The 25,900-nt window shown below is 60.9% G+C and carries 25 protein-coding genes; 14 read left to right on the top strand and 11 right to left on the bottom strand.

The window, feature by feature from the left end:
• Positions 1-71: 71 nt before the first annotated feature.
• A complete protein-coding gene (locus EKH79_RS13010; RefSeq protein WP_126674243.1) occupies positions 72-296 on the bottom strand; it encodes a hypothetical protein in 225 nt (74 codons plus the stop codon).
• A gap of 139 nt (positions 297-435) precedes the next feature.
• Here EKH79_RS13010 and EKH79_RS13005 point away from each other — a divergent pair, with 139 nt between their 5' ends.
• A complete protein-coding gene (locus EKH79_RS13005; protein ID WP_126674242.1) occupies positions 436-2,640 on the top strand; it encodes a patatin-like phospholipase domain-containing protein in 2,205 nt (734 codons plus the stop codon).
• 41 nt (positions 2,641-2,681) lie between these two features.
• Positions 2,682-3,764 (top strand): PA0069 family radical SAM protein, encoded by a 1,083-nt coding sequence (locus EKH79_RS13000; protein ID WP_126674241.1) that lies wholly within the window; start codon positions 2,682-2,684, stop codon positions 3,762-3,764.
• Positions 3,765-3,809: 45 nt separating this feature from the next.
• Here EKH79_RS13000 and EKH79_RS12995 read toward each other — a convergent pair whose 3' ends face one another.
• From EKH79_RS12995 to EKH79_RS12980, 4 genes are all read right to left on the bottom strand, one after another.
• A complete protein-coding gene (locus EKH79_RS12995) occupies positions 3,810-5,861 on the bottom strand; it encodes an alpha/beta hydrolase family protein (protein WP_126674240.1) in 2,052 nt (683 codons plus the stop codon).
• A 96-nt stretch (positions 5,862-5,957) separates the two neighbouring features.
• Positions 5,958-7,421, bottom strand: coding sequence for a hypothetical protein (locus EKH79_RS12990; protein WP_126674239.1), 1,464 nt, complete (start codon positions 7,419-7,421; stop codon positions 5,958-5,960).
• Positions 7,418-8,326, bottom strand: a complete 909-nt coding sequence (locus EKH79_RS12985; protein ID WP_126674238.1) for an ABC transporter ATP-binding protein — start codon at positions 8,324-8,326, stop codon at positions 7,418-7,420. Before EKH79_RS12985 ends, EKH79_RS12990 begins: the two co-directional genes overlap by 4 nt.
• Complete coding sequence (locus EKH79_RS12980) at positions 8,327-8,710, bottom strand: GntR family transcriptional regulator (RefSeq protein WP_126674237.1); 384 nt, start codon at positions 8,708-8,710, stop codon at positions 8,327-8,329.
• Between the two features lie 92 nt (positions 8,711-8,802).
• Between EKH79_RS12980 and xth the strand changes: the two genes are divergently transcribed.
• The 9 genes from xth (at position 8,803) to EKH79_RS12935 (ending at position 15,833) form a co-directional block, all read left to right on the top strand.
• Positions 8,803-9,582, top strand: a complete 780-nt coding sequence (gene xth, locus EKH79_RS12975) for an exodeoxyribonuclease III (protein WP_126674236.1) — start codon at positions 8,803-8,805, stop codon at positions 9,580-9,582.
• A complete protein-coding gene (locus EKH79_RS12970) occupies positions 9,582-10,259 on the top strand; it encodes a YecA/YgfB family protein (RefSeq protein ID WP_126674235.1) in 678 nt (225 codons plus the stop codon). The genes xth and EKH79_RS12970 overlap by 1 nt, the downstream gene beginning before the upstream one ends.
• A gap of 117 nt (positions 10,260-10,376) precedes the next feature.
• Positions 10,377-11,210: a pirin family protein gene (locus EKH79_RS12965; RefSeq protein WP_126674234.1), complete on the top strand. Its 834-nt coding sequence runs from the start codon at positions 10,377-10,379 to the stop codon at positions 11,208-11,210.
• A gap of 256 nt (positions 11,211-11,466) precedes the next feature.
• The gene (locus EKH79_RS12960; protein ID WP_126674233.1) at positions 11,467-11,925 is read left to right on the top strand and encodes an SPFH domain-containing protein; all 459 of its coding nucleotides are present in this window, start codon (positions 11,467-11,469) and stop codon (positions 11,923-11,925) included.
• 155 nt (positions 11,926-12,080) lie between these two features.
• Positions 12,081-12,719, top strand: coding sequence for a 16S rRNA (guanine(527)-N(7))-methyltransferase RsmG (gene rsmG / locus EKH79_RS12955; protein WP_126674232.1), 639 nt, complete (start codon positions 12,081-12,083; stop codon positions 12,717-12,719).
• A gap of 40 nt (positions 12,720-12,759) precedes the next feature.
• Positions 12,760-13,611 (top strand): ParA family protein, encoded by an 852-nt coding sequence (locus EKH79_RS12950; RefSeq protein WP_126674231.1) that lies wholly within the window; start codon positions 12,760-12,762, stop codon positions 13,609-13,611.
• Positions 13,612-13,613: 2 nt separating this feature from the next.
• Positions 13,614-14,483, top strand: a complete 870-nt coding sequence (locus EKH79_RS12945) for a ParB/RepB/Spo0J family partition protein (RefSeq protein WP_199754304.1) — start codon at positions 13,614-13,616, stop codon at positions 14,481-14,483.
• 168 nt (positions 14,484-14,651) lie between these two features.
• On the top strand, positions 14,652-15,374 hold the full coding sequence (locus EKH79_RS12940; RefSeq protein ID WP_199754327.1) for a glycosyltransferase: 723 nt from the start codon (positions 14,652-14,654) through the stop codon (positions 15,372-15,374).
• A 90-nt stretch (positions 15,375-15,464) separates the two neighbouring features.
• Positions 15,465-15,833, top strand: a complete 369-nt coding sequence (locus tag EKH79_RS12935; protein ID WP_126674229.1) for a DUF488 domain-containing protein — start codon at positions 15,465-15,467, stop codon at positions 15,831-15,833.
• Here EKH79_RS12935 and EKH79_RS12930 read toward each other — a convergent pair.
• The gene (locus EKH79_RS12930) at positions 15,830-16,774 is read right to left on the bottom strand and encodes a patatin-like phospholipase family protein (protein ID WP_126674228.1); all 945 of its coding nucleotides are present in this window, start codon (positions 16,772-16,774) and stop codon (positions 15,830-15,832) included. The genes EKH79_RS12935 and EKH79_RS12930 overlap by 4 nt on opposite strands.
• Positions 16,775-16,811: 37 nt before the next feature.
• The gene (locus EKH79_RS12925; protein WP_126674434.1) at positions 16,812-17,783 is read right to left on the bottom strand and encodes a helix-turn-helix transcriptional regulator; all 972 of its coding nucleotides are present in this window, start codon (positions 17,781-17,783) and stop codon (positions 16,812-16,814) included.
• Positions 17,784-17,939: 156 nt separating this feature from the next.
• Here EKH79_RS12925 and EKH79_RS12920 point away from each other — a divergent pair, with 156 nt between their 5' ends.
• Together EKH79_RS12920 and EKH79_RS12915 are read left to right on the top strand one after the other, a co-directional pair.
• Complete coding sequence (locus EKH79_RS12920; protein WP_126674227.1) at positions 17,940-18,767, top strand: hypothetical protein; 828 nt, start codon at positions 17,940-17,942, stop codon at positions 18,765-18,767.
• 108 nt (positions 18,768-18,875) lie between these two features.
• Complete coding sequence (locus tag EKH79_RS12915) at positions 18,876-19,688, top strand: DUF481 domain-containing protein (RefSeq protein WP_126674226.1); 813 nt, start codon at positions 18,876-18,878, stop codon at positions 19,686-19,688.
• A gap of 69 nt (positions 19,689-19,757) precedes the next feature.
• Here EKH79_RS12915 and hemC read toward each other — a convergent pair whose 3' ends face one another.
• The 4 genes from hemC to EKH79_RS12895 are packed head-to-tail and all read right to left on the bottom strand — an operon-like array spanning position 19,758 to position 23,162.
• On the bottom strand, positions 19,758-20,675 hold the full coding sequence (hemC, locus tag EKH79_RS12910) for a hydroxymethylbilane synthase (RefSeq protein ID WP_126674225.1): 918 nt from the start codon (positions 20,673-20,675) through the stop codon (positions 19,758-19,760).
• 43 nt (positions 20,676-20,718) lie between these two features.
• Positions 20,719-21,423, bottom strand: a complete 705-nt coding sequence (locus EKH79_RS12905; RefSeq protein ID WP_126674224.1) for a LytR/AlgR family response regulator transcription factor — start codon at positions 21,421-21,423, stop codon at positions 20,719-20,721.
• The gene (locus EKH79_RS12900; RefSeq protein ID WP_126674223.1) at positions 21,404-22,465 is read right to left on the bottom strand and encodes a sensor histidine kinase; all 1,062 of its coding nucleotides are present in this window, start codon (positions 22,463-22,465) and stop codon (positions 21,404-21,406) included. Before EKH79_RS12900 ends, EKH79_RS12905 begins: the two co-directional genes overlap by 20 nt.
• 31 nt (positions 22,466-22,496) lie before the next feature.
• A complete protein-coding gene (locus tag EKH79_RS12895) occupies positions 22,497-23,162 on the bottom strand; it encodes an alpha/beta hydrolase (protein ID WP_126674222.1) in 666 nt (221 codons plus the stop codon).
• Positions 23,163-23,350: 188 nt separating this feature from the next.
• On the opposite strand from EKH79_RS12895, the gene EKH79_RS12890 reads away from it, so the two are divergent.
• Positions 23,351-25,783, top strand: coding sequence for a S9 family peptidase (locus EKH79_RS12890; protein ID WP_126674221.1), 2,433 nt, complete (start codon positions 23,351-23,353; stop codon positions 25,781-25,783).
• The last annotated feature ends 117 nt before the right edge of the window (positions 25,784-25,900 follow it).

Here is a 25,900-nt window from a genome sequence, read left to right as displayed (position 1 = left end):
CCTACGCGCCAGTGTCACCCGTTCGAGTGTAGCGTTTAGGTGGCTAAACCGCCAAAAGTTGCATTGCAGCATTATTGTTGTTCTGACGACTTCGACCGAGCCACTTGTTCACGGATCAGATCGGGGTGTAGCTCGGGTTGCGCGTTAGCGTCGATGCGCGCTTGCGCAAATGCCAACGCCGTTGCCATGGCGCCGACAACGCCAAAGAACAACCAGAGTGCCATCGCGCCGGGTCCATGTCGAGTAAAGCAGAGCAACCATGAAAACAGCGTCGCGAGCAGTAATAACCAGCGCATAACAGTCCCCACCGCATGGCATCGTCAAGGACGCCATCATAGCGCTGCAAGGCGTCGCGAATTGGGACACCGTCCCAGCGCCCGAGACGGTGTACGCCTAAGATGGGCCATCGATCAGGGACGTTGGAGAGGCGGGACGATGGTTGACCACAACGCGCCCAAACCGCTGGCTACCGGACTGCGTATGGCCTGGCTCAATGCCACCGACTGGGTGGCCATTGCGCTGGATCACTGCAAGCCCATCCGCGTCTCATTGCTGATTCTGGCCTTCTCCACCATCGTCATTACGAATGTGGATCAGGCTGCAGAATTATTTCTGATCGCGATGTGGGCGGACCCCAGCGAAATCCGCTATGTGTCCTTGCTGATCACCAGCGCGCTGGCCGGCCTTGCCGTCTGGTACGCGGCATACAACGCGTATCGATTGACCTATCCACGGTGGCCCGCGCTGCAGGACCCGCGCGCGGCGCCATTGCGCCGTTGGTTGCCGCGCGTATTGGGCATCATCGTTCCACTGCTGGTGTTGTTCGGCTATGTGGCTGCGTTGCGCGGCACGCCACACGCGACGTGCACAACGGCCGCACAGTGTCATCGCCGCGATTGGCGAACCGCAGGGTTGTTGATCGAAGCGGCCGCGCTGATCGTGTTTTTCATCGGTCCGCAGCAATTGAAGGCGCGGCTGTTCGGTCCGCGCAAAGCTGCCGCACAAAGCCATGTCGCCGAGCAGCGCGTTCAATCCATCACGGTGCTTGGAACCTTGCCGTTGAGCATCTTTCTCGCGGTGTTGATCTTGAACGTGCTGATCACGGCGCTGGTCGTTGTGCAACCACGCCAATTCGATGGAATGGGTTCGCTTGCCGTGCTGCTTATTGCGGGTAGCTTCTTCTGCATGAGCGGTGGTTTTTTGTGCATGCTTGCCGACCGGCGCGGCATTCCATTGCTCACGCTGCTGGCGCTTATATCGATCAGCTTGCATGCGCTGCATCTCAACGACAATCACCGTGTCCGTCAGTATCCCGCGATGAGCACGCATCAACGTCCCGACGTGCCGCCCGCTGAAAACAGGCCCGATTTCGATGCCTACGCGCAAGCATGGCTACGCAGCCGATGCACGCCGCAACGTGCCTGTCCGGTCATTGTCGTTTCGACCGAAGGTGGCGGTCTTCGCAGCGCCGCATGGACGGCGATGGTGCTGAGTCGCTTCACAGCGCTCGTCGATCAAATCGCTCCGCCCAACAGTGGCGAACCGCTGTTCGAGCGCTATTTCTTCGCAGCAAGTGGTGTTTCGGGCGGAAGCCTGGGGCTGGCAACGTACGTCGCTGCGTTGCAGACACCGCCTCACACCGGACTGTCTGCGGAAAACCTCAGCGACCAGACCTTAAATCACGACTTCCTTGCGCCGATGATGGCGAACGCGTGGTTCGTCGACTTCACGCAGCGATGGCTACCCGGCGCACTGTTCGATGATCGCGGCCGGGCGCTCACGCGAGGCTTGGAACAGGCAGCCGAAGAACAGGGTATGTCGGCGTTCGCACAACCCTTCTCAGCGTTGTACGAACAAGTAGACGGCAGCGTGAAAACCGATGTGCCAGCGCTGTTCTTCAACAGCACGACGGTCGGCGAGGGGTGGCGATTTGTGCAGGATCCATTTCGGCCTTACACGACAAGTCCCTGGACAACTGCCTTCGATGGTTCGCAATGGCTCGATCCGCGCATTCCTTTGAGCGAAGTGGTTCTTAACAGCGCGCGTTTTACGTATCTGAGTCCAGCGGGAACGCTACAAACCGCGAAACAGCCGCCGCCCGCGCCAGCATCATTGCAACTCGTAGATGGCGGCTATTTCGAAAATTCGGGCACTACTACATTGCTTGAAGTGATACAGCTGCTCAGGAAAACTGCAGCGAAACAAGGACAGCCGCTTCAGATTATCGTGCTGCACATCAGCAACGATCCCACGCTTCACGACTTTGTCGATGCACATAATTCCAGCAACCCGCTGCCGCTTTATTCGGCAACGTGTCCACGCGTGCAAAGCCCCACGGAACGCAAAAGCTACGGTGAAATCACCGCACCCGCCGTGGCGTTGCTCGACACACGCGACGCGCGTGGCGAATATGCACGTGCACGATTGCTCGCCTCGTTACACATCAACGCGGACAACCCGGGAAGCGGCGACGTGCTGTGGCATATGCGATTGTGCCCCGGAAATTATCCGCTGCCCTTGGGCTGGACAATCTCCCCGCCGGTTTTCGACGAGATGCATCGCCAGCTGGAGCAAAACTATCCGCTTGCATCGATGGCGAAGTGGCTCGCCCAACAATTGAGTGACGCCGATCAACCGTGAGTGTCGCGGTGGTTGAGACACATTGAGCGCATGCTTTATCGATGACGGATGTTCCCCATGCCATCAAAGGCCGCGGCGCCGCTTCCAATCCGGAGGGGCGTTTCGAAACGATTCGGCATCATGCTGAAGACGATGGCTGGCAGCATGCGCTGCTGGATGAAGAACGGCCGCGTCCGAAAACGGAAGTTACCGAAGAGCGCGCACGCAGTGTCATCACGCATAACGATTCGCCGGACATCCATTTCGCCCAGGCGATGAATCCGTATCGGGGTTGTGAGCACGGGTGCATATATTGCTTCGCGCGACCTACGCACAGTTATCTCAATCTTTCGCCGGGCTTGGATTTCGAAACCAAACTGCGTGCGAAAACGAATCTCGCAGAAGTGTTGCGCGCGGATCTCGCGAAGCCGAGTTACGTTGTCAGTCCGATTAACATAGGTAGCAGCACCGACCCCTATCAGCCGATCGAAAAGCGCTGGCGACTGACGCGCGCGGCGCTGGAAGTGCTCGCCGAATGTCATCACCCTTGCACGATTGTGACGAAGAACGCGTTGGTCGAACGTGACCTGGATATTCTCGCGCCGATGGCGCGCGAACATCTCGTGCAAGTGCTCGTGTCGGTGAATTCGCTCGACAATCGTCTTGCGGCAAAACTCGAACCGAGAGCGACTGCGCCGCATCGGCGTCTACAAACGATCAAGACATTGGCTGACGCCGGTGTGCCCGTGGGTGTGCTGGTCGCACCGATCATTCCGTCGCTCAATGATCGCGATATGGAAGCGGTGCTTGAACAAGCGGCCGACGCGGGCGCTCGTTGCGCAGGTTATACCGTGTTGCGGTTACCGTACGAGCTGAAAGCGTTGTTTCGCGAATGGCTCGCTCTTCACGCACCACAGCGCGCCGCACATGTCATGAGCCTTGTGCAGCAAATGAACGATGGTCGCGATTACGACAGCGATTTCAGCACGCGCATGCGAGGACAGGGCGTCTTTGCCGACCTTTTGCGACGCCGTTTCGAAGTTGCATGTCGTCGTCACGGTTTTGCACGGGCGCGTGAATTGAAGCTCAACGTTTCGCGATTTGTGCCGCCGCGAAAGCCTTCGCCGCAGGGGCAACTGTTTTAATGTGCCCCTGTCTGCTGCGCAGCGGACAGAGGCACACCTTCGCGTTTATGCCGACGGCGGCAGGTATTTCTCAAACCAGTTCAACGCACGCTGCAACACATCGCGTTGGTTCACCGGGTTGTAGAAGTGGTGGCCTTCATTCGGATACACCACCAACGACGTCGGTACGCCCAGCGCACGTAACGCGTGCCAGTATTCGAACGATTGCGGCGCCGGGCATTCCGCATCGCGCTCACCCACGACAATCAGCGTGGGCGTCTTCACGTTCTTGATGAAGTTGATCGCGGAACTCTTCGCGTAAACCGCTGGATCGTCGTACACGGATGCGCCGAAGAACGGAATCATCCACTGATCGATCAGGTTCTGGCCGTAATAGCTCTGCCAGTTCGCAATGCCTGCACCTGCCACGACCGCGCGGAAACGTTGCGTCTGCGTCGGTGCGAACATGCTCATGAAGCCGCCGTAGCTCCAGCCCGTCAGGCCAAGGCGGTGATCGTCTACGGGCACCATCTTTTCCACCGCATCCACACCGGCGAGCGTGTCACGCAGATCGCCATAGCCGAAATCCTTGCGGTTAGCCTGCACAAAGGCTTCGCCTTCGCCGTAGCTGCCGCGCGGATTGGTCTGGAATACGAAATAACCGAGCGTGGAGAATGGAACGGCGGTGTAACCCACCTGCGGCCAATAAGGCACCTGCGCTGCAGAGGGGCCGCCGTGGATGCTGACGATCATCGGATAGTGTTTGTGCGGATCGTAGTTGGCGGGATAAATCAGCCAGCCTTGCACGTGATGACCGTCATTCGTCCATTCGACGGATTCGGCTTTGCCCCAGCTGGGTTTCAGCGATGCGTTGATGGAGGTCACCGCCGGCGGCGCGTCGGTGCCAACCGGACCCGCATGCACTTCCGGCGCAGCTTCATAGGACGACTCATCAAACGCGACGTAGCGGTAATCAGAGGAAAACGACAGTGCGAGCAACGCGGAGCCATCACCGGTAAAACCTGCAACGGTGTAGAGCACACGCTGTTGCTGCGCTTGATCACCCTGCACGGAATACTCAGCGAGTTGAATCTTGCCACTGCTGACCTGATCGACCAGCATGGATTGCGGCGAGCTCCATGTGAACCACGCTGGCGTCACCTTGATGCCGCTGGTCATATTCACGGGCGCGCCACCTTGAGCGGAAACACTGTAGATGTCGCCGCCGGTAGAACCCTGATCGCTCATCAGGCCGCCGATAAACGCAATGCGCGAACCATCCGGCGACCAGCGCGGCAATGCGATCTGCAATCCGTGCAGCGGACCGCTTACCGTATTCGGATCGACCACCGTGGTGCGCGAGGCGCCAGCCTGTGCAGGCTGCACGTAAAGTTGAGCGATCCACCAATTGTTGTCGCCCGGTGCCGGTGCGGCCACGTAAGCAATGCGCTGACTGTCGGGCGCCCAGCTGAATTCATAGACGTAACTGTCTGCCGGTGTAACCTGCTGCGCGTTGCCGCCGGCGGCCGCGAGTGTCGCAACGCGCTGCACTTCAATACCTTCCACGCCGATTTCGCCCGTCAGCGGCTTCGCAGCGGCCAATGCACTAGCCCGGCGCGTTGCGCCTTCCACATACAGAAACGCCAGCGTCTTGCCGTCGGGCGACCAGCGCAATGCATTCACGTAACCGCTCAGATGTGACAGACGCGCGGGCTTGTCCGAGCCCTGTGTGTCGAGCACATAGATATCGGCCTGTTTGCCGCCGACGCCATTGAGCGTGCTATCGCAATTGGAAAGAAATGCCAGGTGGCGCGAATCGGGCGCCCATGTGGGAGTGGTTTCACTGCACGCGCCAGGCTTGGTAGCGAGGCCGATGCTGCGTGCATTCTTGCCATCTGCATCGGCAAGCATCATGGCAGGCTTGCCATTCGTATCCACCACCCACACCAAATGCTTTCCATCCGGAGAAAGCGCGACGCTATCGATTTGTCGCACCTTGCCAAGATCCGTCAGCACGGCGTTGATGCGCGGATCGGTCGTGGTGTGGGTATCGGCGATGGCGACCGAGCCGACGCTTAAGGTCAACAACGGCAGAAGAACTCGAACGGTTTTAAGCATGGCGGCGTATTCCGCAAACACGGGGGATAAGCCAATACGCTAGCAGTTCGGGCCGCTCATGCCCATGTGCACAACAGCATCCGCCGATAGCGTGGCTCAGTTGGCCAGGAAAGGGTGCGGACGTGCTTGCAGACCGCGCCAGCCGCGCAGGCCCAGCCCGATCAAAAAGGCCAGCAAGGCAAACCAGATCGCGATGATCGATACCGCCATGATCGCGCCGTAAGTTCTGGAAATATCGAGAATGGATGACGCAGCGGTGCCACAGCCAACCAAGGCAAAGCTGACACCGGCAACAAGACCAGTAACCCACTGTGCTGGCGGCCGGCCGCCAAAAATAGCGAAGGCAAACGCTGGCGTAAAAGCGACCGCAACGATCTCGGCCAGCGCGGCAATCGCAAGATCCAGAGCGCTTGCTTGTTTGACGAATAACGTCGCCACAAGAAGCGCGATAAGCAGCGCTTGCCAGAAAAGTGTCGGCAGCAGACTGGCGCGCAGCAAATACTTTTTCACCTCCCGGCGATCACTCAGCCTTGGCAGCAGTGCGAGGAAGGGTAACTCGGCATTGGTTCGGCTCCATCGTTGCTGCAGCAGCACGATGGTCGTCAAACTGAGCACCATGCTGCCAAACCCGGCGATCCAGACGACAGCACTGAACGCAATGGCATGAAAAAGTGCAGGCGTGATTCCCGGTGCGCGTAGATACACCAGCCCCATCATCAGGATGATGGGAGCAAGCACAAGCATCCATTGACGCGATGCGCTTTGCCATGTTTTCGGCAGCATCCACCCACCAAGCCCAACGCGTAGACTGCGAACCGGATTTTGAGGGCCGGTATCGCGCAAGTTCGCAATCGCCAGCATCCATTGCGGCTGCGATCGGATTTGACGACTGTTTCCGGACATCGTCGTCCAGTCATTCCAATTCATGAAACCCGTGCGGTTACCCGTGCGCGATCGCAGCACGAGCGGTTTGTTGAAGCCTTCGCCATACGGATCGATCGAGCGAACCTGACGCCGCCAGCACAACGCAGAAATAAGCGCTAATACCGATGCGACCAGCCACAACAGAAGAACGGTGGGTTTTCCCGGGTAGTGCAGTTGGATATGCACGAGGCCCAGAAAGCTCGGCGAGAAGCCCGCGACGATGAGAAACACACGCGGCAACAAACCGAACGTCAATCCAAAAAGCAGACCAACGGTCTGGATGGTCAACACCGTCACGAAGTCGGCGCCTGCCAGCGCCAGTGCGATCGACGGCACCGCAATCCACAAGGCGCTGTAAAGCATCATTCCGAGAACGATGGTCGACTGACTGCGTGGTATGCGTAATTGGCGTGTGTCGATCGCCATCAATAGAAACGGTGCTACGAAAAGCAGCCCGACGAAAAATTCGCCATAGCCAGCGATGACGGCCCCAATTAGTGCAGTCTTCGGCAAGGTTTGAGTCAATTGCAGCGCTACAGAAATAACCAGCATCAGGCTTAAAACAAGCATCGTGATCCAGCGTGTGCTGCTTACCGTCGCGCGTAAAGGCACCATCACGAGCGTTGCCGCGTTCATTCGGCGATCTCCACAAAAAGATCTTCCAGACCGAGTGCGTCGATGCGCGCACCTGGCAACGTGGATGCTTCAGGCCACTGCCCGTTTGCGTCGCGCGCGACAATCAGGCTCAAACTTCCGTCTTCATTGCGGCGGCGACTCAAGCTTTGCGAGGGTGCCGCGGCCGATATCTTTGCGGGAAGCCACAGTCGCGCATAACGTTCCTTCGTGTCGTCGACGCCACAGCGCAGCAATATCTTGCCCTCGTGCAGGAACGCCACTTCCGATGCAACACGCTCCAGATCCGACACGATGTGCGTGGAGAACAATACGGTCGTGCCTGCTTCGCCCGCACGTAACGCCAACTCGCGCAACAATTCGCGGCGTGCCACCGGATCGAGCGCTGCGGCCGGTTCGTCCAACACCAGCAGTTCGGGTTGCGAGGCGAGCGCGCGAATCAGATCCACGCGTTGGCGTTCGCCCGGCGACAACTTGGCGAGCAATCGATTCGGTTGAATCTTCCAGCGCTCCAACGTCGACTTGGCGAATGCGCTGTCCCAGCGCGGATAGAAACGGCCGACGAAATCGAGCATCTGCTGCGCAGTGAGCCATGCGAGTGCGTCGGGTTGTTGCGGCACATAGGCGATGCGCGATTTCGTGTCATCGCTGAGCTTCAACGCCGGTTCGCCGAACACGAATGCGGTGCCGGATATCGGCTGCAACAGACCGAGCATCGCGCGGATCAAGGTGGATTTGCCGGCGCCATTGCGCCCGATCAATCCGAGTACGCTGCCGGGCGCGATGGTGAGATCTACGCCGTTCAAGGCGTTGCTGCCTTCGTAGCAGTGCGCCAATCCCTGCGCGACAAGCGGGGACACCGGTTCGTGCGTGGTTTCCATGTGTACGGCGTTGAATACGGCGTTCATTCAATCCCCCAGCAGTTTGGCCAGCCGGCGCAGCACCGCGTCGGCGGGCAGTTCCAGTTCGTTGGCGTGACGCGCCAATGCCTGCAGTTGCGGCTCCAGCAGTGCCATGCGCTGGCTTTCGCTCTGCACCGCCTTGCGCGTGGCGGCAACCGCCATACCCTTGCCGCGCAGGCGTTCGAGAAGACCTTCGGCCTCCGCCATGCCGTAGGCGCGGGAGACCGTCATCGGGTTGATCGCGTGAAAACCGGCGACATCGCGCACGGACGGCAGCACTTCGCCGGCCAGCAGCTGGCCGCTGGCGATCAGGCGGCGGAGCTGGTCCACGATCTGCCGGTAGATCGGTTCCGGCGCGTTAGGCTGAATCGTGAGGAGTGAGGCATCCATGTGTATTAATACAACAATACACTTGGCGTGAAGTCAAGCATGACCGCTGGCCTGGTTCCGGGACGGTCATGTCGATCCCTTACAATAGGCCCATGAAAATCGCCTCATGGAACGTGAACTCGCTGAAGGTGCGCATCCCGCATCTGACGCAGTGGCTGAGCGACGCCCAGCCCGATGTGGTGGCGTTGCAGGAAACCAAGCTGGAAGATCCGAAGTTTCCGGTCGACGAGATCGCCGCCGCCGGGTATCACGCGGTCTATGCCGGACAGAAAACCTACAACGGCGTGGCGATACTCGCGCGCAACGACAAGCAGCTGACGTTCGAGGATGTCGTCACCGACATTCCCGGCCTGGACGATCCGCAGCGGCGCATTCTCGCGGCAACCGTCGGCGGCGTGCGCATCGTCGATCTCTACGTCGTCAACGGCAAAGCCGTCGGCGATGAAAAATACACGTACAAGTTGCATTGGCTCGAGCGCGTGCACGATTTTCTCGCGCAGGAAATCAAGCGCCATCCCAAACTCGTCGTGCTGGGCGATTTCAACATCGCGCCGGACGATCGCGACGTTTACGACCCCGTCGCATGGGGCGAAGACGTGCTCTGCTCGCCGCCTGAACGCGCCGCGCTGAAAGCCATCACAGATCTGGGCCTGCACGACAGCTTCCGGCTTTTTGAAGCGGACGCAGGCCACTACAGTTGGTGGGACTACCGGCAGGGGGCATTCCGGCGCAACATGGGGTTGCGTATCGACTTGATCCTGCTGAGCGATGCCCTGAAATCTTCGGCCAAGGCCGTTGCCATCGACCGCGAACCGCGCCGCTGGGAACGACCTTCCGACCACACCCCGGTCACGGTGGACCTGGATATCTGATGACGACAAGCAAGACCGATTGGCCCAGCTCGCTGGACGACAAAGAGCTCGACGAGCTCGACACCTACCTCAGGGCTCATGCCCAGGACAGCCACCTGCTGCTCGACGGCGTGCATGGGCTGCTCTCGGCGCTGGCGGTCGGGCCTATACGGGTACTGCCCGAAGAATGGCTGCCTGAAGTGCTGCACGAACCCTTCGATGACGAAGACGAAGGCAACCGCGTGCTGGCCCTGCTTGCCAAGCTCAACGATTCGATCAGCGCCGAGCTTGATGTCGATGCCTACGAGCCGATTCTCGGCGAAGTCGAAACCGAGGCCGGTCCGGTGCTGTCGGCCGCGGGCTGGTGCGAAGGTTTCAGCCGCGGCATCGACCTGCGCGCTGGCCTGTGGGAAAAGCGCCTGGCCGACGATCCGCCGCTGATGGAAATACTCGGCCCGGTGATGGCGCTCGCCGTCGACGAAGGCATCCTCAGCGCCGAAGCCGAATTCGAAAAGCTCAGCGACGACGAATACGACGATTGCCTCGCGCAATTGCCGGCCGTCCTCGCTGCCGTGGGTCAGTACTGGTATCAGCATCCGGCCACGCAAGCGGAGCTTGATGCGTTGAACCACGCTACGGAAAACGAAGCCAACCACGTGCCGCCGCCGCGTCATCGCAGCGGACACTGGGTGCATTGAACGACAAGGCTGCCCTCGCGGCAGCCTTTCCGGAAACAGTCTGTTCGTAAGGAAACGCTTGGGTGCGCACGCTTGCGCGCCCATCATGGGCGACAGTTCTCTCTACCGGAGCAAGCCATGACTGAGCGCAGCATTCTTCGCCGGATTCGCGGCACCGACACCTCCGACGGTGCGGGCGTCAAACTCAAGCGCATCATCGGCCAGCCAGGTCTGGACATGCTCGACCCGTTCCTGCTGCTGGACGAATTCCGTTCCGACCAGGCGGGCGATTACATCGCCGGCTTCCCGGAGCATCCGCATCGCGGCTTCGAGACGGTCACCTACATGCTCGCCGGCCACATGCAGCACGGCGACAACCAGGGCAACCGCGGCGACCTCGTTTCCGGCAGCGTCCAATGGATGACCGCCGGCCGCGGCATCGTGCACTCGGAAATGCCGCAGCAGGAAAACGGCCTGATGTGGGGTTTCCAGCTGTGGGTGAATCTGCCCGCCAAGGACAAGATGACCGACCCGCGCTACCAGGACATCGATCCGGCACGCATTCCGGTGGTGCATCCGGCCGAAGGGGTGACGGTGAAGGTCATCGCCGGGGCACTGGGTGACGCTGAGGGTCCGGTTTCCGGCGTCGCGACCGCGCCGGTGTACCTCGACATCGCGGTCGAACCGGGTGCAGGCGTGGACATTCCATTGCCCGAAGGTCATCACGCCTTTGCCTACGTCTTCGACGGAACCGACGCGCAAGTCGCTGGCGAAAAACTCTCGCGCAGCGAACTGGCCGTGCTTTCGAAGGGCGACAGCGTGCGCATCGCCGGACGCGAAACCCCAGCCCGTGTGCTTTTGGTGGCCGGCAAACCCCTACAGGAGCCGGTTGCCCGCTACGGCCCGTTCGTCATGAACACACCCGAGCAGATCCACGAAGCGATCGCCGACTTCCGCGCCGGCAAGTTCTAAGCGACCCGCCCACCACCCGCTTCGGCTAACTCCTCGCCCTGCCGATAGAAATACCGGTGGGGCGATCTGTTTTGGACGCCGCGTATGGCACGGCTGATGCTTCCGATTTGTCAGCCACTCGTTAACGAACAGTGGTTGAAAAGCGCCATGTTTCGTCGTTAAATTAAGATTAATCCAAACAGGTTCATGGGGCTGTACAATAAAGCCTCGTAAAAATTTCAGAAAACGTTCATAACTAATTGTTTCTAAACAAACCATGACCATTCTCGCCACCACTCTTCTCTTCGCAGTCCTCGCCTTGATGGCGGCTGCCGTGAAGCGTGTGCCGGCCGGTCAAGTTCACAGTCTGTATCGTCGCGGCAAGCCGGTGCGCCTTCTTCAACCGGGCACCCATGTCGTCATGCCGCTGGTCGATCGCGTTGGACATCGTATTGATCTGGGCGGCCGCACGCTGAGTTTCGATGCCTCCATGGCTGAAACGAAGCCGATGCACGGCACCGTTTACTGGCAGGTGCTCGAACCCGAGCGCGCCGACGCGGTGATCGAACACGCCGACCAGCTCATCCGCAGCTCCGTCGTCGACGCGCTGCACGCCGAGCCGGAAACCACCCAGGACGAACGCCGCGAAGTTGCCGCCCGTCTGAAGTCCAATCTCAACAAACACCTGCGCGCGCGCGGTGTGATGGTGACCCGCGTCGAGCTGGAAGCCGCCTGATTACAAGAAGAACTGGCCAGGTGCCTTAGTAGAAGCACCGGTCCAGGGGAAACCTGAAAGTATCGACCCGCTCCGGCGGGTCTTCTTTTGTCCGGCGCTGGCGCAGCATGCAGCCGATCCGGATACTGATCGACCACGCACGCCACGGACACCCGATGACCACGCGCAACGCCCTGCAAACCAAGCTCGAACAGGGCATCCACGCGCTGGGCCTGACGCTGCCGGCGAACGCGGTGCCGCGCCTGCTCGATTACCTGGCGCTGCTCGAGCGCTGGAACGCCACGTACAACCTCACCGCCATTCGCGATCCTGAGGACATGGTCACGCGCCATTTGCTCGATGCGCTCGCCATCCTGCCCTACGTGCAGGGCGAGACCCTCGCGGATCTGGGCACTGGCCCCGGCCTGCCGGGCATTCCGCTCGCCATCGCCGCGCCGGGGCGGCAGGTGTTGCTGGTCGATTCCAACGGCAAAAAGGTGCGTTTCCTGCGCGAAGCGATCCGTTCGCTGAAGCTTGAAGGCGTTCGCGCCGAGCAATCGCGTGTGGAAGAGGTCGAAGGCCAGTTCGATTGCATCACCGCGCGCGCTTTCGCCAGCCTGGCCGACATGCTCGGCTGGGGCGGCCATCTGCTGGCACCGCAGGGCATCTGGCTGGCGATGAAGGGAAAGTCGCCCGATGACGAACTTCCAGGCGTGCCCGCGGCATTCCAGGTCCGCGCGATTCACGCGCTCGCCGTCCCGGGACTGGAAGCGGCCGAGCGACATCTCGTCGTGCTGGGACGGGCGGGCTGCTAATCTAGCCGTCCTTTCGAACACTCACGGTACCGGACGAGACATGGCCCGTATCATCGCTGTCGCCAACCAGAAAGGTGGCGTCGGCAAAACCACAACCGCTGTCAATCTTGCTGCGGCGCTCGCTGCAGCGAAGCGCAAAGTGCTGCTGGTCGATCTCGACCCGCAGGGCAACGCGACCATGGCATCGGGCGTGAACAAACACGAAGCGACACCGAGTGGCTGTGAAGTGCTGCTGGGCGAAGCGCCGATCGAAGAAGCCATCGTCGCTACCGAAGCGCATTACGACTTGCTGCCCGGCAACGGCGACCTCACCGCTGCAGAACTCAAACTGATGGACGCGCTCGCGCGCGAAAATCGTTTGAAGGAACAACTGCAGAAAGTGGCGGGCAAGTACGACACCATTCTGGTCGACTGTCCGCCGACCTTGCATCTGCTCACCGTCAATGCACTCACCGCGGCGACGAGCTTGCTGATTCCGGTGCAGTGCGAATACTTCGCGCTGGAAGGTCTTTCCAGTTTGCTCGATACGGTGAAAGCGGTGCGCCAGCATCTGAATCCGCAACTGGAAATCGAAGGCTTGCTGCGCACCATGTACGACGTGCGCAACAACCTCGGCAACGAAGTGTCGGCGCAGCTCACGCAGCATTTCGGCGACAAGGTGCTGCGCTCGATCATTCCGCGCAATGTGCGTCTGGCCGAAGCACCGAGCCACGGTCAACCGATTCACCTTTACGACCGCAGCTCGCGCGGCGCCATCGCCTACATCGGTCTTGCCGGTGAAATCATTCGCCGCGAACGCGGTTCGCAAGCCGCGGTCGCCGCGCTGCATTCCATGCACGGCGATGCACCCGAGGAAACGCTGGAAGCCTCGGCTCATTTGGATCAGGAATAAACATGTCGGCTCCTAAAAAGCGTGGATTGGGACGCGGGCTCGATGCCCTGCTCGGCGGCGGCGATGCCGGCACTCCGTCGGTGATCGAACAGGAAGGCGAGCTGCGCAACCTGCCCATCCAGCACATTCAGCCCGGCAAATATCAGCCGCGCCGTCACTGGAACGACGAAGCGCTGGACGAACTGGCCGCGTCGATTCGCGCACAGGGTTTGATTCAACCGGTCGTCGTTCGCGCGATCGGCAAGAACAGCTACGAGCTGATTGCCGGTGAACGCCGCTGGCGCGCAGCTCAGCGCGCGCAGCTCAGCGAGATTCCCGCGCTCGTCAAAGATGTTCCGGAAGTCGCCGTCCCGGCGATGGCGTTGATCGAAAACATCCAGCGCCAGGATCTCACACCGCTGGAAGAAGCGGACGCCATCAAGCGCCTGATCGACGATTTCGATCTCACGCATCAACAGGCCGCCGATGCGGTGGGCCGCTCGCGTGCGGCAGTGTCCAACATGCTGCGCCTGATCGATCTGCCCGCTTCGATCAAGCGCCTGCTCGACGACGGCAAGCTGGAAATGGGCCATGCCCGCTGCCTGCTCACGCTGCCCGAACGCGATGCCGAAGCGCTCGCGCTGGAAGCGGCGCGCAACAACTGGAGCGTGCGCGAGCTGGAAGACGCTGCCCGCAAAGCGCAGACGGCGCCAAAGGGCAAAGCCAAGAGCGCTCCGGCACGCGACCCGAATGTGGACGCGCTGGAACGCGAGCTGGGCGAACGTTTCGCGACCAAGGTCGAAGTGGCCCATGGCCGCGGCGGCCGCGGCAAGCTGGTGATCCATTACCACAGCAATGATGAGCTGGAAGGGATTCTCGGCAAGATGCGTTAAGCACTGACTCCCTCTCCCGGTGGGAGAGGGGCTGGGGTGAGGGTGCGCTCGGAGCGCGGCATGAAGTCTTATCCAAAACCTGGATAACGCGCGCTGCCCGAACCCTCACCCCAACCCCTCTCCCACAGGGAGAGGGGCTTTAACATTCCGATTTGGCGTTACAAGGTTCTGTCCATGCCGCAACTTTCCGTCGTTGTGCCCGTCTTCAATGAACGCGACAATATCCCCCCGCTGCTCGCCGAAATCGCTTCGGCTTTACGCGGCAAGGTGGATTTCGAAATCGTCTACGTCGACGACGATTCCAGCGACGACAGCCGTGCGGTGCTGAACGCGCAGAAGGCCAGCTATCCCGAATTGCGCGTGCTGCATCACGTCACCCGCAGCGGCCAGAGCACGGCCGTGTGGAACGGCGTGCGCGCCGCGCGTTCGCCGTGGATCGCCACGCTGGACGGCGACGGTCAGAACGATCCGGCCGATATTCCCAAGCTGCTTGCCGCACGCGATGGGGCCGATGCGGAAACCAAACTCTTCGCGGGCTGGCGTACCACGCGCCGCGACAGCTTCAACAAACGCATTTCCTCGAAGATCGCCAACGCGGTGCGCTCACGCATGCTTCAGGACAACACGCCCGACACCGGCTGCGGCCTGAAGCTGTTCGAGCGCGACATTTTCCTGCGCCTGCCATACTTCGATCACATGCATCGTTACCTGCCGGCGCTGGTCAAGCGCGCGGGTTATCGCAGCCAGAGTGTGCCGGTCGGCCATCGCCCGCGCACGGCGGGCACCTCCAAGTACGGCATGCTCGATCGCCTTTGGGTCGGCGTGGCCGATCTGCGCGGCGTGTCGTGGCTGATGCGCCGGGCCAAAGTCACGCGCGTCGAAGAACTCTGAACAGCATCAGGCCGTCAACATCACGCCGCCTTCGTTTTCGCGGCGTATGCTTTGAGGTCAGTTCGTCAGTTTTCGTGAGGAGGGATGCTCGTGAGCATCGCCGTCAAGCGCGTTTACGAACCGGCCACCAAAACGGATGGCTATCGCGTACTGGTCGATCGCCTGTGGCCGCGTGGCATAAAGAAAGAAGACGCCGCACTCGATGTGTGGGCCAAGGATCTCGCTCCTTCCACCGCGCTGCGCGAGTGGTTTGGCCACGATCCGGCACGCTGGGAAGGCTTTCGTCACCGCTACGCCAGCGAACTCGATTCACGCGCGAGCTTCTGGAAACCGCTCGCCGTGCAGGCCGAACGTCATCGCGTCACACTGGTCTACGGTGCGCGCGATGAAGAGCACAACCAGGCCGTTGCGCTGAAGATGTATCTCGATTCGCATATCAAGGCCAAAGCGCTGCGCTAACGCGGTGTACGTTGCCACGCTTCCACGGCCGCGCGCGTTCGTTCGCGGCCGAGTTCGATCAATTCGCGCGCGCGATAAAACTCGTAGACGCTCGATACGTTGCGCGCCATCTGCACCAGCAAATCCGGTTGATACGCGGCCAGACGCAAGCGCGAGAGATTGGCCTGCATCAGATCCATCGATTGATTGAGCAACGCGATGGCGCCCGGTTCGTTAGGTTTCTCCGGATCGTTTTTCGAATCGCCGTTGCCCGGCCGCAGTTTTTCCAGCAGGCGGCCGATGCCGCGCGACCGCGGTTTTTCCGGCGCACGAATTTCTATCGGTGATGCATTTTCAGCGGGACCGTCGATGCTGACCGCCACCAGATAATCCGCATGATCGCGAATCAGCGGCGTGACAGGCACCGGGTTGAGAAGCGCGCCATCCACCAGCACGCGTCCGTCGATCGTGTGCGGGCGAAAAAGCGTAGGAATGGCGATGGATGCGCGAACCGCTTCGAATAGCGAGCCGCGCGACAGCCACACTTCGCGTTCGCGCTCGATATCGGTCGCCACCGCGGTGAACGGTATCGGCAATTCTTCGATGGTGATGTCGCCGATGAGATCGAGCAGCGTGCCGAAAATCTTCTCGCCCTTGATCAGGCCGCCGCCTGAAAACGAGAACGACCAATCCACCAGTTTCAGCACATCGAACTTATCGAGCGAACACACCCACTCGCGATAAACCTCCAGCTTGCCCATCGCGTGAATGCCACCGATCAGTGCGCCCATCGAACAGCCGGCGATGGCGACGATCTGGAAACCTTGCGCTTCCAACTCTTCAATCGCACCAATGTGAGCAAGACCTTTTGCACCGCCTGCACCGAGCGCCAGCGCAATGGTCGGTCTGCGCGTGGTTCCTTCGGGAATGGCGATGTCGGCAACAGATTCGGTAGGTGGCATCGCTGGCATCGTAACGCACAATCGCAGATCGCTTTATTTATTGATAACCGCCAAGCGCCAGCTGCAGCATGATCTTCATCTCTTCACGCAACGGCAACGGCGCAACAATCTCGGCGTCCGGGCCGTACTTGAGCACATCCATCAATAATTCGCGTGAATTGGAATAGGGCACCTGCAATTCATAACGCCCGTCCGGCATCCAGCTGCCTTTTTGCTGAGAATGCCAATGTTCGTCGGCAACCCAGCGCGCAGCATGCGCAGAGAAACGAATGGTGGCCCATGCCTTGGGTTTGCCGGCGAAAATGCCGTAACTGGAAGCGAGTGCGTCGTTGAGATCCTGCTCGGGTACATCAGTCGAGGCGGCTTCGAGTGTTTGCGGATCGACAATGCGATCCACCGCGAAACTGCGCAACGCCTCGCGATCGTGATCCCACGCGTCGAGATACCAGTTGTCGCGATAGTGCGTGAGCCGTTGCGGCGACACCGTGCGGCGGCTTTCGTTGTTCGTGGTGCGTGCGCGATAAAGAAAACGCAGTTGCTTGCGATCGAGCACCGCACCGGCGGTGATGCGAAACGCCTGCTGATCGAGTTTGCGTTCGCCCCACGGAATCACGCGAATGCGTTCCACCGGCAACGCTTTGCCGCTGGCACGATCGGACAGCAGGTTTTCAATGCGTGCCTTGAACGGTGCGAGTGCGCCGGCCAGGACACCGGGCCCGCTGCGTCCGATCAATTCGTTCAACGCGAGTAATGCGGCGAGTTCATCCGACGTCAGCCACAGCCCCGGCAATTCGAAGCGTTGACCTTCAGCCGCTTCGTAGCGGAATGCAGCGTGTTCGCCGCCGGCGCTTTCGATCGGCGCGCCCAACGCGTCGCGCAGAAATGCGATATCGCGATACAGCGTCGCCCGCGAGCACTCAAGCTCGTCCATCAGTCTGGGCAGCGGCACCGGGTAATGGGCCGACTTCAACAGACGGTGCAGGGTAAGAATGCGCTCGTAGCGGTCCATGTCGACGTTCAGCAACCCGTTCTGTGTAGCATGGGTATGGTACGTGACGCCCGCAAGCATGCGTACGGACTTTCCCCGGTCCTTATGGATATATCCCCAAAAATATCGCAATCGGTGAGTGGCGACCTGGAACTCCCGCCCGTCGGGTTGGCGCCCATGCTTCTGGAGGTCCTGGCCCTTTGTGGCTACGGGCTATGGATGTTGCTCGGCCTGGCGCTGGCACTGGGCATCTACAGCACCGGCCGCGGCGAAGCCTTGGTACCGCTCACTTTAGGCTGTCTTTTCGTAAGCGCTGGTCTGCTATTGGCCTGCTTGCGGCTGCGCGTGATGCCCGAGTGGCACGGGTGGCAGGTCGGTCACTCGCTGCGCCCCACCCGCGAGGCCTTGCTGGCGCTGGCCACTTATCTCCCCATGCTGGGTCTGGCCGGCATGGTGCGCGGGAATGAAGGCTTCTGGGCCACCCGGCTGATCAGTGTGGCGCTCGTGCTCTGCAGTATGGCTTGCCTGATCAGCAGCGCCTACGGCTATCGCGCACGCCGCATGGCGCAGGCCGGGGTGACCATGCAGATTCCGCTTAGCCGCGTGCTGTCCGCCTGCTATGGCGGCGGCTTGTGGTTGTGGGTGTGCGTCATCTTCCAGGCCAACCTCACCGGGGCCGACGTCGAGCCGCTGCCCTGGGCGATTGGCCTGCTCATGCTGGCTCTGCTGCTGGGGCTGGCGGATGGACTGGGTTGGCAGCAGTCGCTGCGCAAACCCACGCCGGGCGAGCGCTTGCGGCATACGGAAGACCTGCAGGGGCGCCGGTTCCTCGCGGCCGCATTGATCTGTGCGGTGCCCTGCCTGAGCTTGCTGGCCGTGCCCTTGCTGCCGTGGGGCCGCTGGCTGGCGCTTCTGGCCGCCATGGCGTACGTAGCCGGCAAAACCATCGAGCTGAAGCTCTATGACGTCGCCATCACGCGCTTGATCGACCCCGATGCCCGCTAAGGCGCTCCATTGGCCCTGAACGGCGCCCGTTCATATTCACCGCATATTCAAGCCCTGCCGCTAAAGTGGCGCGCTCAACAGCTTTTTAACAATAGGACTCCCCCAGCGATGAAAAAGATTCTGATGACCGGTCTGGCGCTTGCCACCCTGGCCACGTTCGCTGCCCAGGCCCAGGACACCAGCTCCGGCACCCAGACAAGCACGGGCAACTGGACTGGTTCGGGCGAAATTGGTTTTGCCTCCACCACCGGCAACTCGCGCTCCCAGAACCTGAACGTCAAGCTGAACCTGAACCAGGAAACGGATCAGTGGAAGAACAACTTCTTCTTTGATGCGTTGCGTTCGAAGGGTCAGGTGAACGTCGTCGACGAACAGGGCGCGACGGTGAAGGAATTCGAGACCACCGCGAACCGTTACGACGCAGGTACCTCGTTCGGCTACAAGCTCGATCCGCGCAGCTACATCGTGACCGCAGCGCGCTACGACCATGACGACTTCGGCGCCAACTACTGGCAAGGCACCGTGTCCGTTGGCTACGGCTACATCGCGCTGAAGAACGACCGCACGCAGCTCTCGTTCGAAATCGGTCCGGGTTACACCGAATACCAGCCGGCGACCGGTACCGTGACAGTCAACGGCGTCGCCGTGCCGTACACCGAAGGACGCCAGAGCGAAGTCGTGGCGCGCGGACTGGTGAACTACAAGTTCCGCATCACCGACAACACCGCGTTCGAAGACACGTTCCTCACGGAAGCGGGCAGCAAGAACACCTATCTGCAGAACGACGCAGGCCTCGCCGTCAGCATGACCAAGAAGCTGGCGATCAAGGTCGGTTTCCAGGTGCGTCACAACACCGAAGCGCTGCCGGGCATTCGCAAGACCGACACGCTGGCGACCACCAATCTTTCTTACAGCCTCTGATCCGACGACGTTCGTTTTGTCGGAACACAAACCCCTTCGTGCAAACGGAGGGGTTTTTTTATAGGCGCATCAGGATGTCAGAAACGCCGCCGCACCCTGTGCAAACAGCGATTGCGCGACGTCGTTGCCCAACTTCACCGCGTCATCGGTGTTGCCCGCTGCTTGCGCAATCACCAGCCGGCCGCTTGATACATCGCCAACCAGGCCGAGCAAGTGCAAACCGTGTTCGGTGAGGGTGCACCACGCGCCGACGGGTACGGTGCAACTGCCCCCTAGTGCCTGATTCATCGCACGCTCGGCCGTCACGGCAATGCGCGTATCGGCATCGTCGAGCACGGCCAAGGCTTCCAGCACATCGGGTTGATCGATACGTGCTTCGATGGCGATGGCAGCCTGCCCTGGTGCGGGCAACCACGCGGGCGCAGCGAGGCGACTGCGAATGCGATCGTGCAGTCCAAGCCGTTCCAGTCCCGCGCAGGCAAGCACGATCGCGTGGTAATGGCCGGCATCGAGTTTCTGCAAACGCGTACCGACGTTGCCGCGCAGGTCGAGCAATTCGAGATCCGGCCGCACCGCACGCAATTGCGCCTGACGACGCAGCGATGACGTGCCCACACGCGCACCTTGTGGCAACGCGGCGAGATCCGCGTAATCGTTGCTGACGAATGCGTCGGCCGCATCGGCGCGTGGCAGGATCGCAGGTAACGCAAATCCGTGTTCGAGTTCGGACGGCACGTCTTTCAGCGAGTGAACGGCCAGGTCGGCGCGGCCTTCCAGCATCGCCACTTCCAGTTCCTTCAGGAACAGACCCTTGCCGCCGATCGTGGCCAGCGGCTGATCGAGAATCTCGTCGCCACGCGTGGTCAGTGGCACTAGTTCAACATGCAGGCCGGGATGCGCCGCACGCAGCAACCCTGCGACATGTTCGGCTTGCCACAGCGCCAGCGCGCTCTTGCGGGTGGCGATGCGCAGGGTGGTGGGGGTCATGACAGTTCCGGGGGCAGCGATAGCCGCTATTGTCGCGCACCCGTCAACCCATGCGTAGCAGCTTGCGCAGCGTGGGCAAATTGCGGCGGCTCACTTCGGGGCTGAATTCGGTGCCTGCCAGTCGCGCCAGCACGCGGCCATCGTCCATCGTCTTCAAACCCACCAGCCGATGTGCGGGCACCAAACAATTGCGATGCAGGCGAATAAGTTGCTCGGGATAGGTTTCTTCCAGCTGGCGCAGGGAATCGTCCAGCAACAGCTGATCGGTCCGGCGATGCGCCACCACGTATTTCTCTTCCGCGATCAGGCAGATCACGTCGTCCAATGCCATACGCACGGGCTCACCGTGGACACGCGCATGCAACCAGCCCGTCGGTTCGCGTTGATGCGAGTCCAGACGTTGTTGCGCGCGCTTGAGCGCATCGCGAAGACGTTCGACACGTACGGGCTTCAACAAATAGTCCACGGCGCCGAGATCGAATGCATGCAAGGCATGCGCTTCATACGCCGTGCAGAACACGATCACCGGACGCGAACGATTGGCCAGACGCGCGGCGAGCGCCTTGCCATCCAGGCCCGGCATGTTGATATCGAGCAACAGCAAATCCGGATGCACCTCGGCCAACACGGCAAGCGCTGCTTCGCCATCGCCGACGCTGCCGACTACATCCACATCGCCACATTCCTGCAGTAGCGATGCAAGTCGCGCGCGGGCCAGCGGTTCGTCGTCAACGATCAGCACGCGCATGACGCACCTCCACGGGCAGGCGCAGACTGACGATGAAACGGCCGTCTTGTGGACCGGCCGTCACATCCGCGCGCGGGCCATAGTGATACGCGACACGCTGGCGCACATTGTTCAAACCGTGGCCGCTGCCGCCGGTGGTGGGCTTATCGGCGAGTGGATTGTTGATCTCGATCAGCATCATGTCGCCATCGCGCTTGCCGCGCAGAATCACTTCGCCACCTTCCACCAACGGTTGAATGCCGTGGCGCACGGCGTTTTCGACCAGCGGTTGCAGCAGCAGTACGGGGCACGATGTTTCGAGCGGCAGATCGTCCCATTCGCGTCGAATGCGCAAACGCTCGCCCAGGCGAAGTTGCTCGATGGCGAGATAGCGATCGACCAGCTGCAACTCTTCACCCAGCGTATCGCTGTGCGTGTCCTGTTGACCGAGCGCGGCGCGAAACAGTTCGGAAAGATTTTCCACCGTGCGTTCTGCTGCCACCGGATCGACACGCACCAGCGCCGCCACGGTATTCATGCTGTTGAACAGGAAATGCGGACGAATGCGAGCCTGCAGGGCTTCCACGCGCGCGTGCGCGACCGCGGCCAATCGCGCCTGCCATTCGGCCAGCACGTAGAAGTAACGCAACATCGCTGCGCCAAGCAACGCGGCGATCACCGCGTTATCGCGCACGAACGCCATCGATGCGGGGACGATCAACTCCCAATTCAGCATGCGATCCATCCACAGCGCGAGCAGGCTGGCGAGCGTCACGATCGCCACCATCGCCAGCCACACGCCGGCATACGGCAACAAACCAGGCAGGCGAAGCAACCATGGGCGCAGCTTGCACAACGCCACGCCCACAACCATCGCAATCCATTCCACGAACACCATGCCGACGCTGTATCCGCGCCAGCCGCGCGTGCTTTCCGGTGCGAGCCACGCCAGCGTTACGCACAGCGCGCCGACCACCAGTAACGCCGATATCACCGGCAGGCTACAGAAGTCCGGCAACGGACTGTGCGACGACGCGGACGGCTTGGCAGTGGAGGGCGGCATGAGCGCAGTATGCCCGCTGCCGATTAAGGTTTCAGCGCAGCCGCTCGCCGATCCACTGCTTCAGATCGGCAATCTCCTGCGGACTCACCGAGTGCGGCATTACATACGTATGCCACGCCACTCGATAACCCAGCGCTTCCAGTGCGGCACGCGAATCGGCACCGCGTTGCAGAATCACCACCGGATCGACCGTGCCATGACCCCAGAAAATGGGAATGTCGGCATTCGCCGCACTGCGTTCGGCCGCCAGCGATGGCGCGAGCGGCAGGTACGTGGAAAGCGCGATGATGCCGGCCAGCTTCTGCGGATAACGCAGACCACCGGCCAGCGCAATCGCACCACCTTGCGAAAAACCGGCCAGCAAAATGCGTTCGGACGGAATGCCACGCGCATGCTCGCGCGCAATCAAAGCATCCAGATGCCCGATCGATGCGCGGATACCTTTTTCGTCCTGCTGCGCCATCAAATCGAAACCGTAGACGTCGTACCAGGCACGCATCGCCATGCCGTTGTTGATCGTCACCGGTTGCACAGGCGCGTGTGGAAACACGAAACGCACGGCCGGCCATTGCGGTGACACCAATTCCGGCACGATCGGGGCGAAGTCGTTGCCGTCGGCGCCCAGGCCATGCAGCCAGATGATGCTCCATGCAGGATGGGCACCCGTTTCTTTCTCGACAGTGGGAAGTACGCTCATTGGGCATCAACACAAGGAACCGAAACGGCATCGTAGCAGCCGTTCGCCGATGACTTCGCCGCCACGGTGCAAGAAAGGCATTGGCAGGACCGCCGTATCAGCCGGCGCCTTGCAGCCACCACGACTGATGGCGCTTGCGAGCCCGGCGCGCTTGGCTATGCTGCGTGATTTCGACTCTGGAGCACCCCATGCGCCGACTGCTGCTCGCCGGCCTCGCAGCCCTTACCGTCCTGCCCGCCGCGGCTGTCACGCCGCCCGCCTCGGGGTCGCTCGATCTGGAAACCATCATGGCCAATCCCGACTGGGTGGGCCATGCAGTGGAAGATCCGTACTGGAGCGCGGACGGCCGCAGCATCTACTACAGCCTCAAGCGCGATGGCAGCCCGGTGCACGGTCTGTATCGCGTGGACCCGGCGAGTGGGCAGAGCACCAAGCTCGATGCCGCCGCGATGGCCTCGGCGGAAGGTCCGTCGGTCTACGACCGCGCGCATCAGCACGCCGCGTTCATTCTGCATGGCGATGTGTTTCTCGTGGATCTCGCCACCGGCCGCCGTATGCAGGTGACGCGTAGTCCGCAACCGGAATCGTCGCCGCAGTTTTCGGCCGACGGACGTGCGCTGCAATATCGCGAAGGCAATAACTGGTTCGTCTATGACATGGCCAGTGGCGTGACATCGCCTGCCGCCGTGCTGAAGTTCGCGGACGATCCGGATGCGAAGAAGCCCGATGAACTGGGCCAGCAGCAGCTCGATCTTTTCAAGGCGTTGCGCGAGAACAAGTCCGACAAGGATGCCGTGAATGCCAACAAGGCAGCGCTCGATGCGGCCGATGCGTCGCGTGCGCCGCGTCCGTTCTGGCTAGGCGACAAGAACCAAGCGCTCGACACGGAACTCTCTCCCGACGGCCGCTGGTTGTTGATCGTCACGCAAGCGGCGCATCACGACGATGGCAAGGCGCCGGAAGTCGTCCACTACGTCACCGAATCCGGTTACACGGAAAACGAAGACGCACGCACCTATGTCGGCCGAAACGATCCTGCACCGCAGTCGTTGCTGTTGCTCGATCTTGTTGCGCACAAGCAATCCACCGTTGCCACCGACAACCTTCCCGGAATCAAAGACGACCCGTTGAAAGCCATTCGCGCAGAGACGGTCGCTGCGCTGGAAAAAGCAGGCAAGGATGACGACGCCAAAGCGCTCAAAGCACCGGACGTGCGTCCGGTAACAATGTACCTGGACGATGGTACCGGCGGCGGCATCGTGTGGAGCGAAGACGGCCGCAATGTGGCGGTAGAACTTCGCTCCATCGACAACAAGGATCGCTGGATCGCCAGCATCGATTTCAACCGCCATGCGTTCGTACCGCAAAACCGTCTGCATGACGACGGCTGGATCAACTGGAACTTCAATGATTTCGGTTGGTTCAAGGACGGCCGCACGCTGTGGTATCTGAGTGAACAGACGGGTTATTCGCAGCTGTACGTGAAACCGGTGGATGGTTCGGCCAAGGCACTCACCACCGGCAAGTTCGAAGTGAGCCATCCACAGCTTTCCACCGACGGCAAATCGTTCTACGTGCGCACCAATCAGACGGCGCCGTACAGCTATGACGTCTATCGCGTGCCGTCGAATGGCGGTGCACTGACGCGCGTTACGCAATACGGCGGCATGGAACAATTCGTGTTGTCGCCCGACGACAGCCAGCTCGCCGTACTGCATTCGTCTGCCTACGTGTTGCCGCAGCTGTCGGTGCAAAGCGCACAAGGCAGTGCGCCGCATGAACTGACCAACACCATGAAGCCGGAGTTCACCGCACACGCGTGGATTGCACCGAAGATCGTTGAAGTACCGTCATCGCACGGTGCCGGTGTCATCTACGGCAAGTACTACGGGCCGGCGAACGAGACCGATGCTTCGTCTTCGCGCCCCGCAGTGATCTTCGTGCACGGCGCCGGCTATCTGCAGGATGTGAGCGAAGCGACCACGTACTACCAGCACGAACAGCTGTTCAACAACCTGCTCGTGCAACAAGGGTATGTCGTCATCGATGTCGACTACCGCGCGTCGGAAGGTTATGGCCGCGATTGGCGCACCGCGATCTATCGCAAGATGGGTCATCCAGAACTGGAAGACTTGCTCGATGCCAAGGCATGGCTGGTGAAGAACCACGGCGTGGATCCCAAGCGCGTGGGCATCTATGGCGGCAGCTACGGTGGCTTCATGACCGAGATGGCGTTGTTGCGCGCGCCCGGTGAATTCGCTGCTGGCGCTGCGCAACGTCCACCAGCCGACTGGGTGACGTATAACCACGGCTACACCGCGGATATTCTCAACGATCCGCAGCTCGATCCCGACGCGTACAAAACCAGCTCGCCGATCGAATACGCCGACAACTTGCGCGATCCGCTTTTGATCAATCACGGTTTGATCGACGACAACGTGATGGCGAGCGATTCCATCCGTCTGTATCAGCGCTTCGTCGAACTGCACAAGAAGAACTTCTGGATCTCGCTGTATCCGCTTGAGCGGCACGAATTCGAGCACGCCGATTCGTGGTACGACGAATATCGCCGCATCGACGAATTGTTCCAGACATGGGTTAAACCCAACCCCGCACCTTAACCGCGACAGACGCCCTCCCCACCACAAAGGGGAGGGCATTCACTCTTCACTTCAAAGTGACATGCAACGCACGTCACCGCGACACCCGCACCGCGACGCTACGTGAAAGACATTGGA

The sequence above is a fragment of the Dyella dinghuensis genome (assembly GCF_003977615.1).
In the GTDB taxonomy this organism is placed as follows: Bacteria; Pseudomonadota; Gammaproteobacteria; order Xanthomonadales; family Rhodanobacteraceae; genus Dyella_B; species Dyella_B dinghuensis.
Note: the sequence above shows the minus strand (reverse complement) of the source record. Positions and strands in the feature narration are given on the sequence as shown.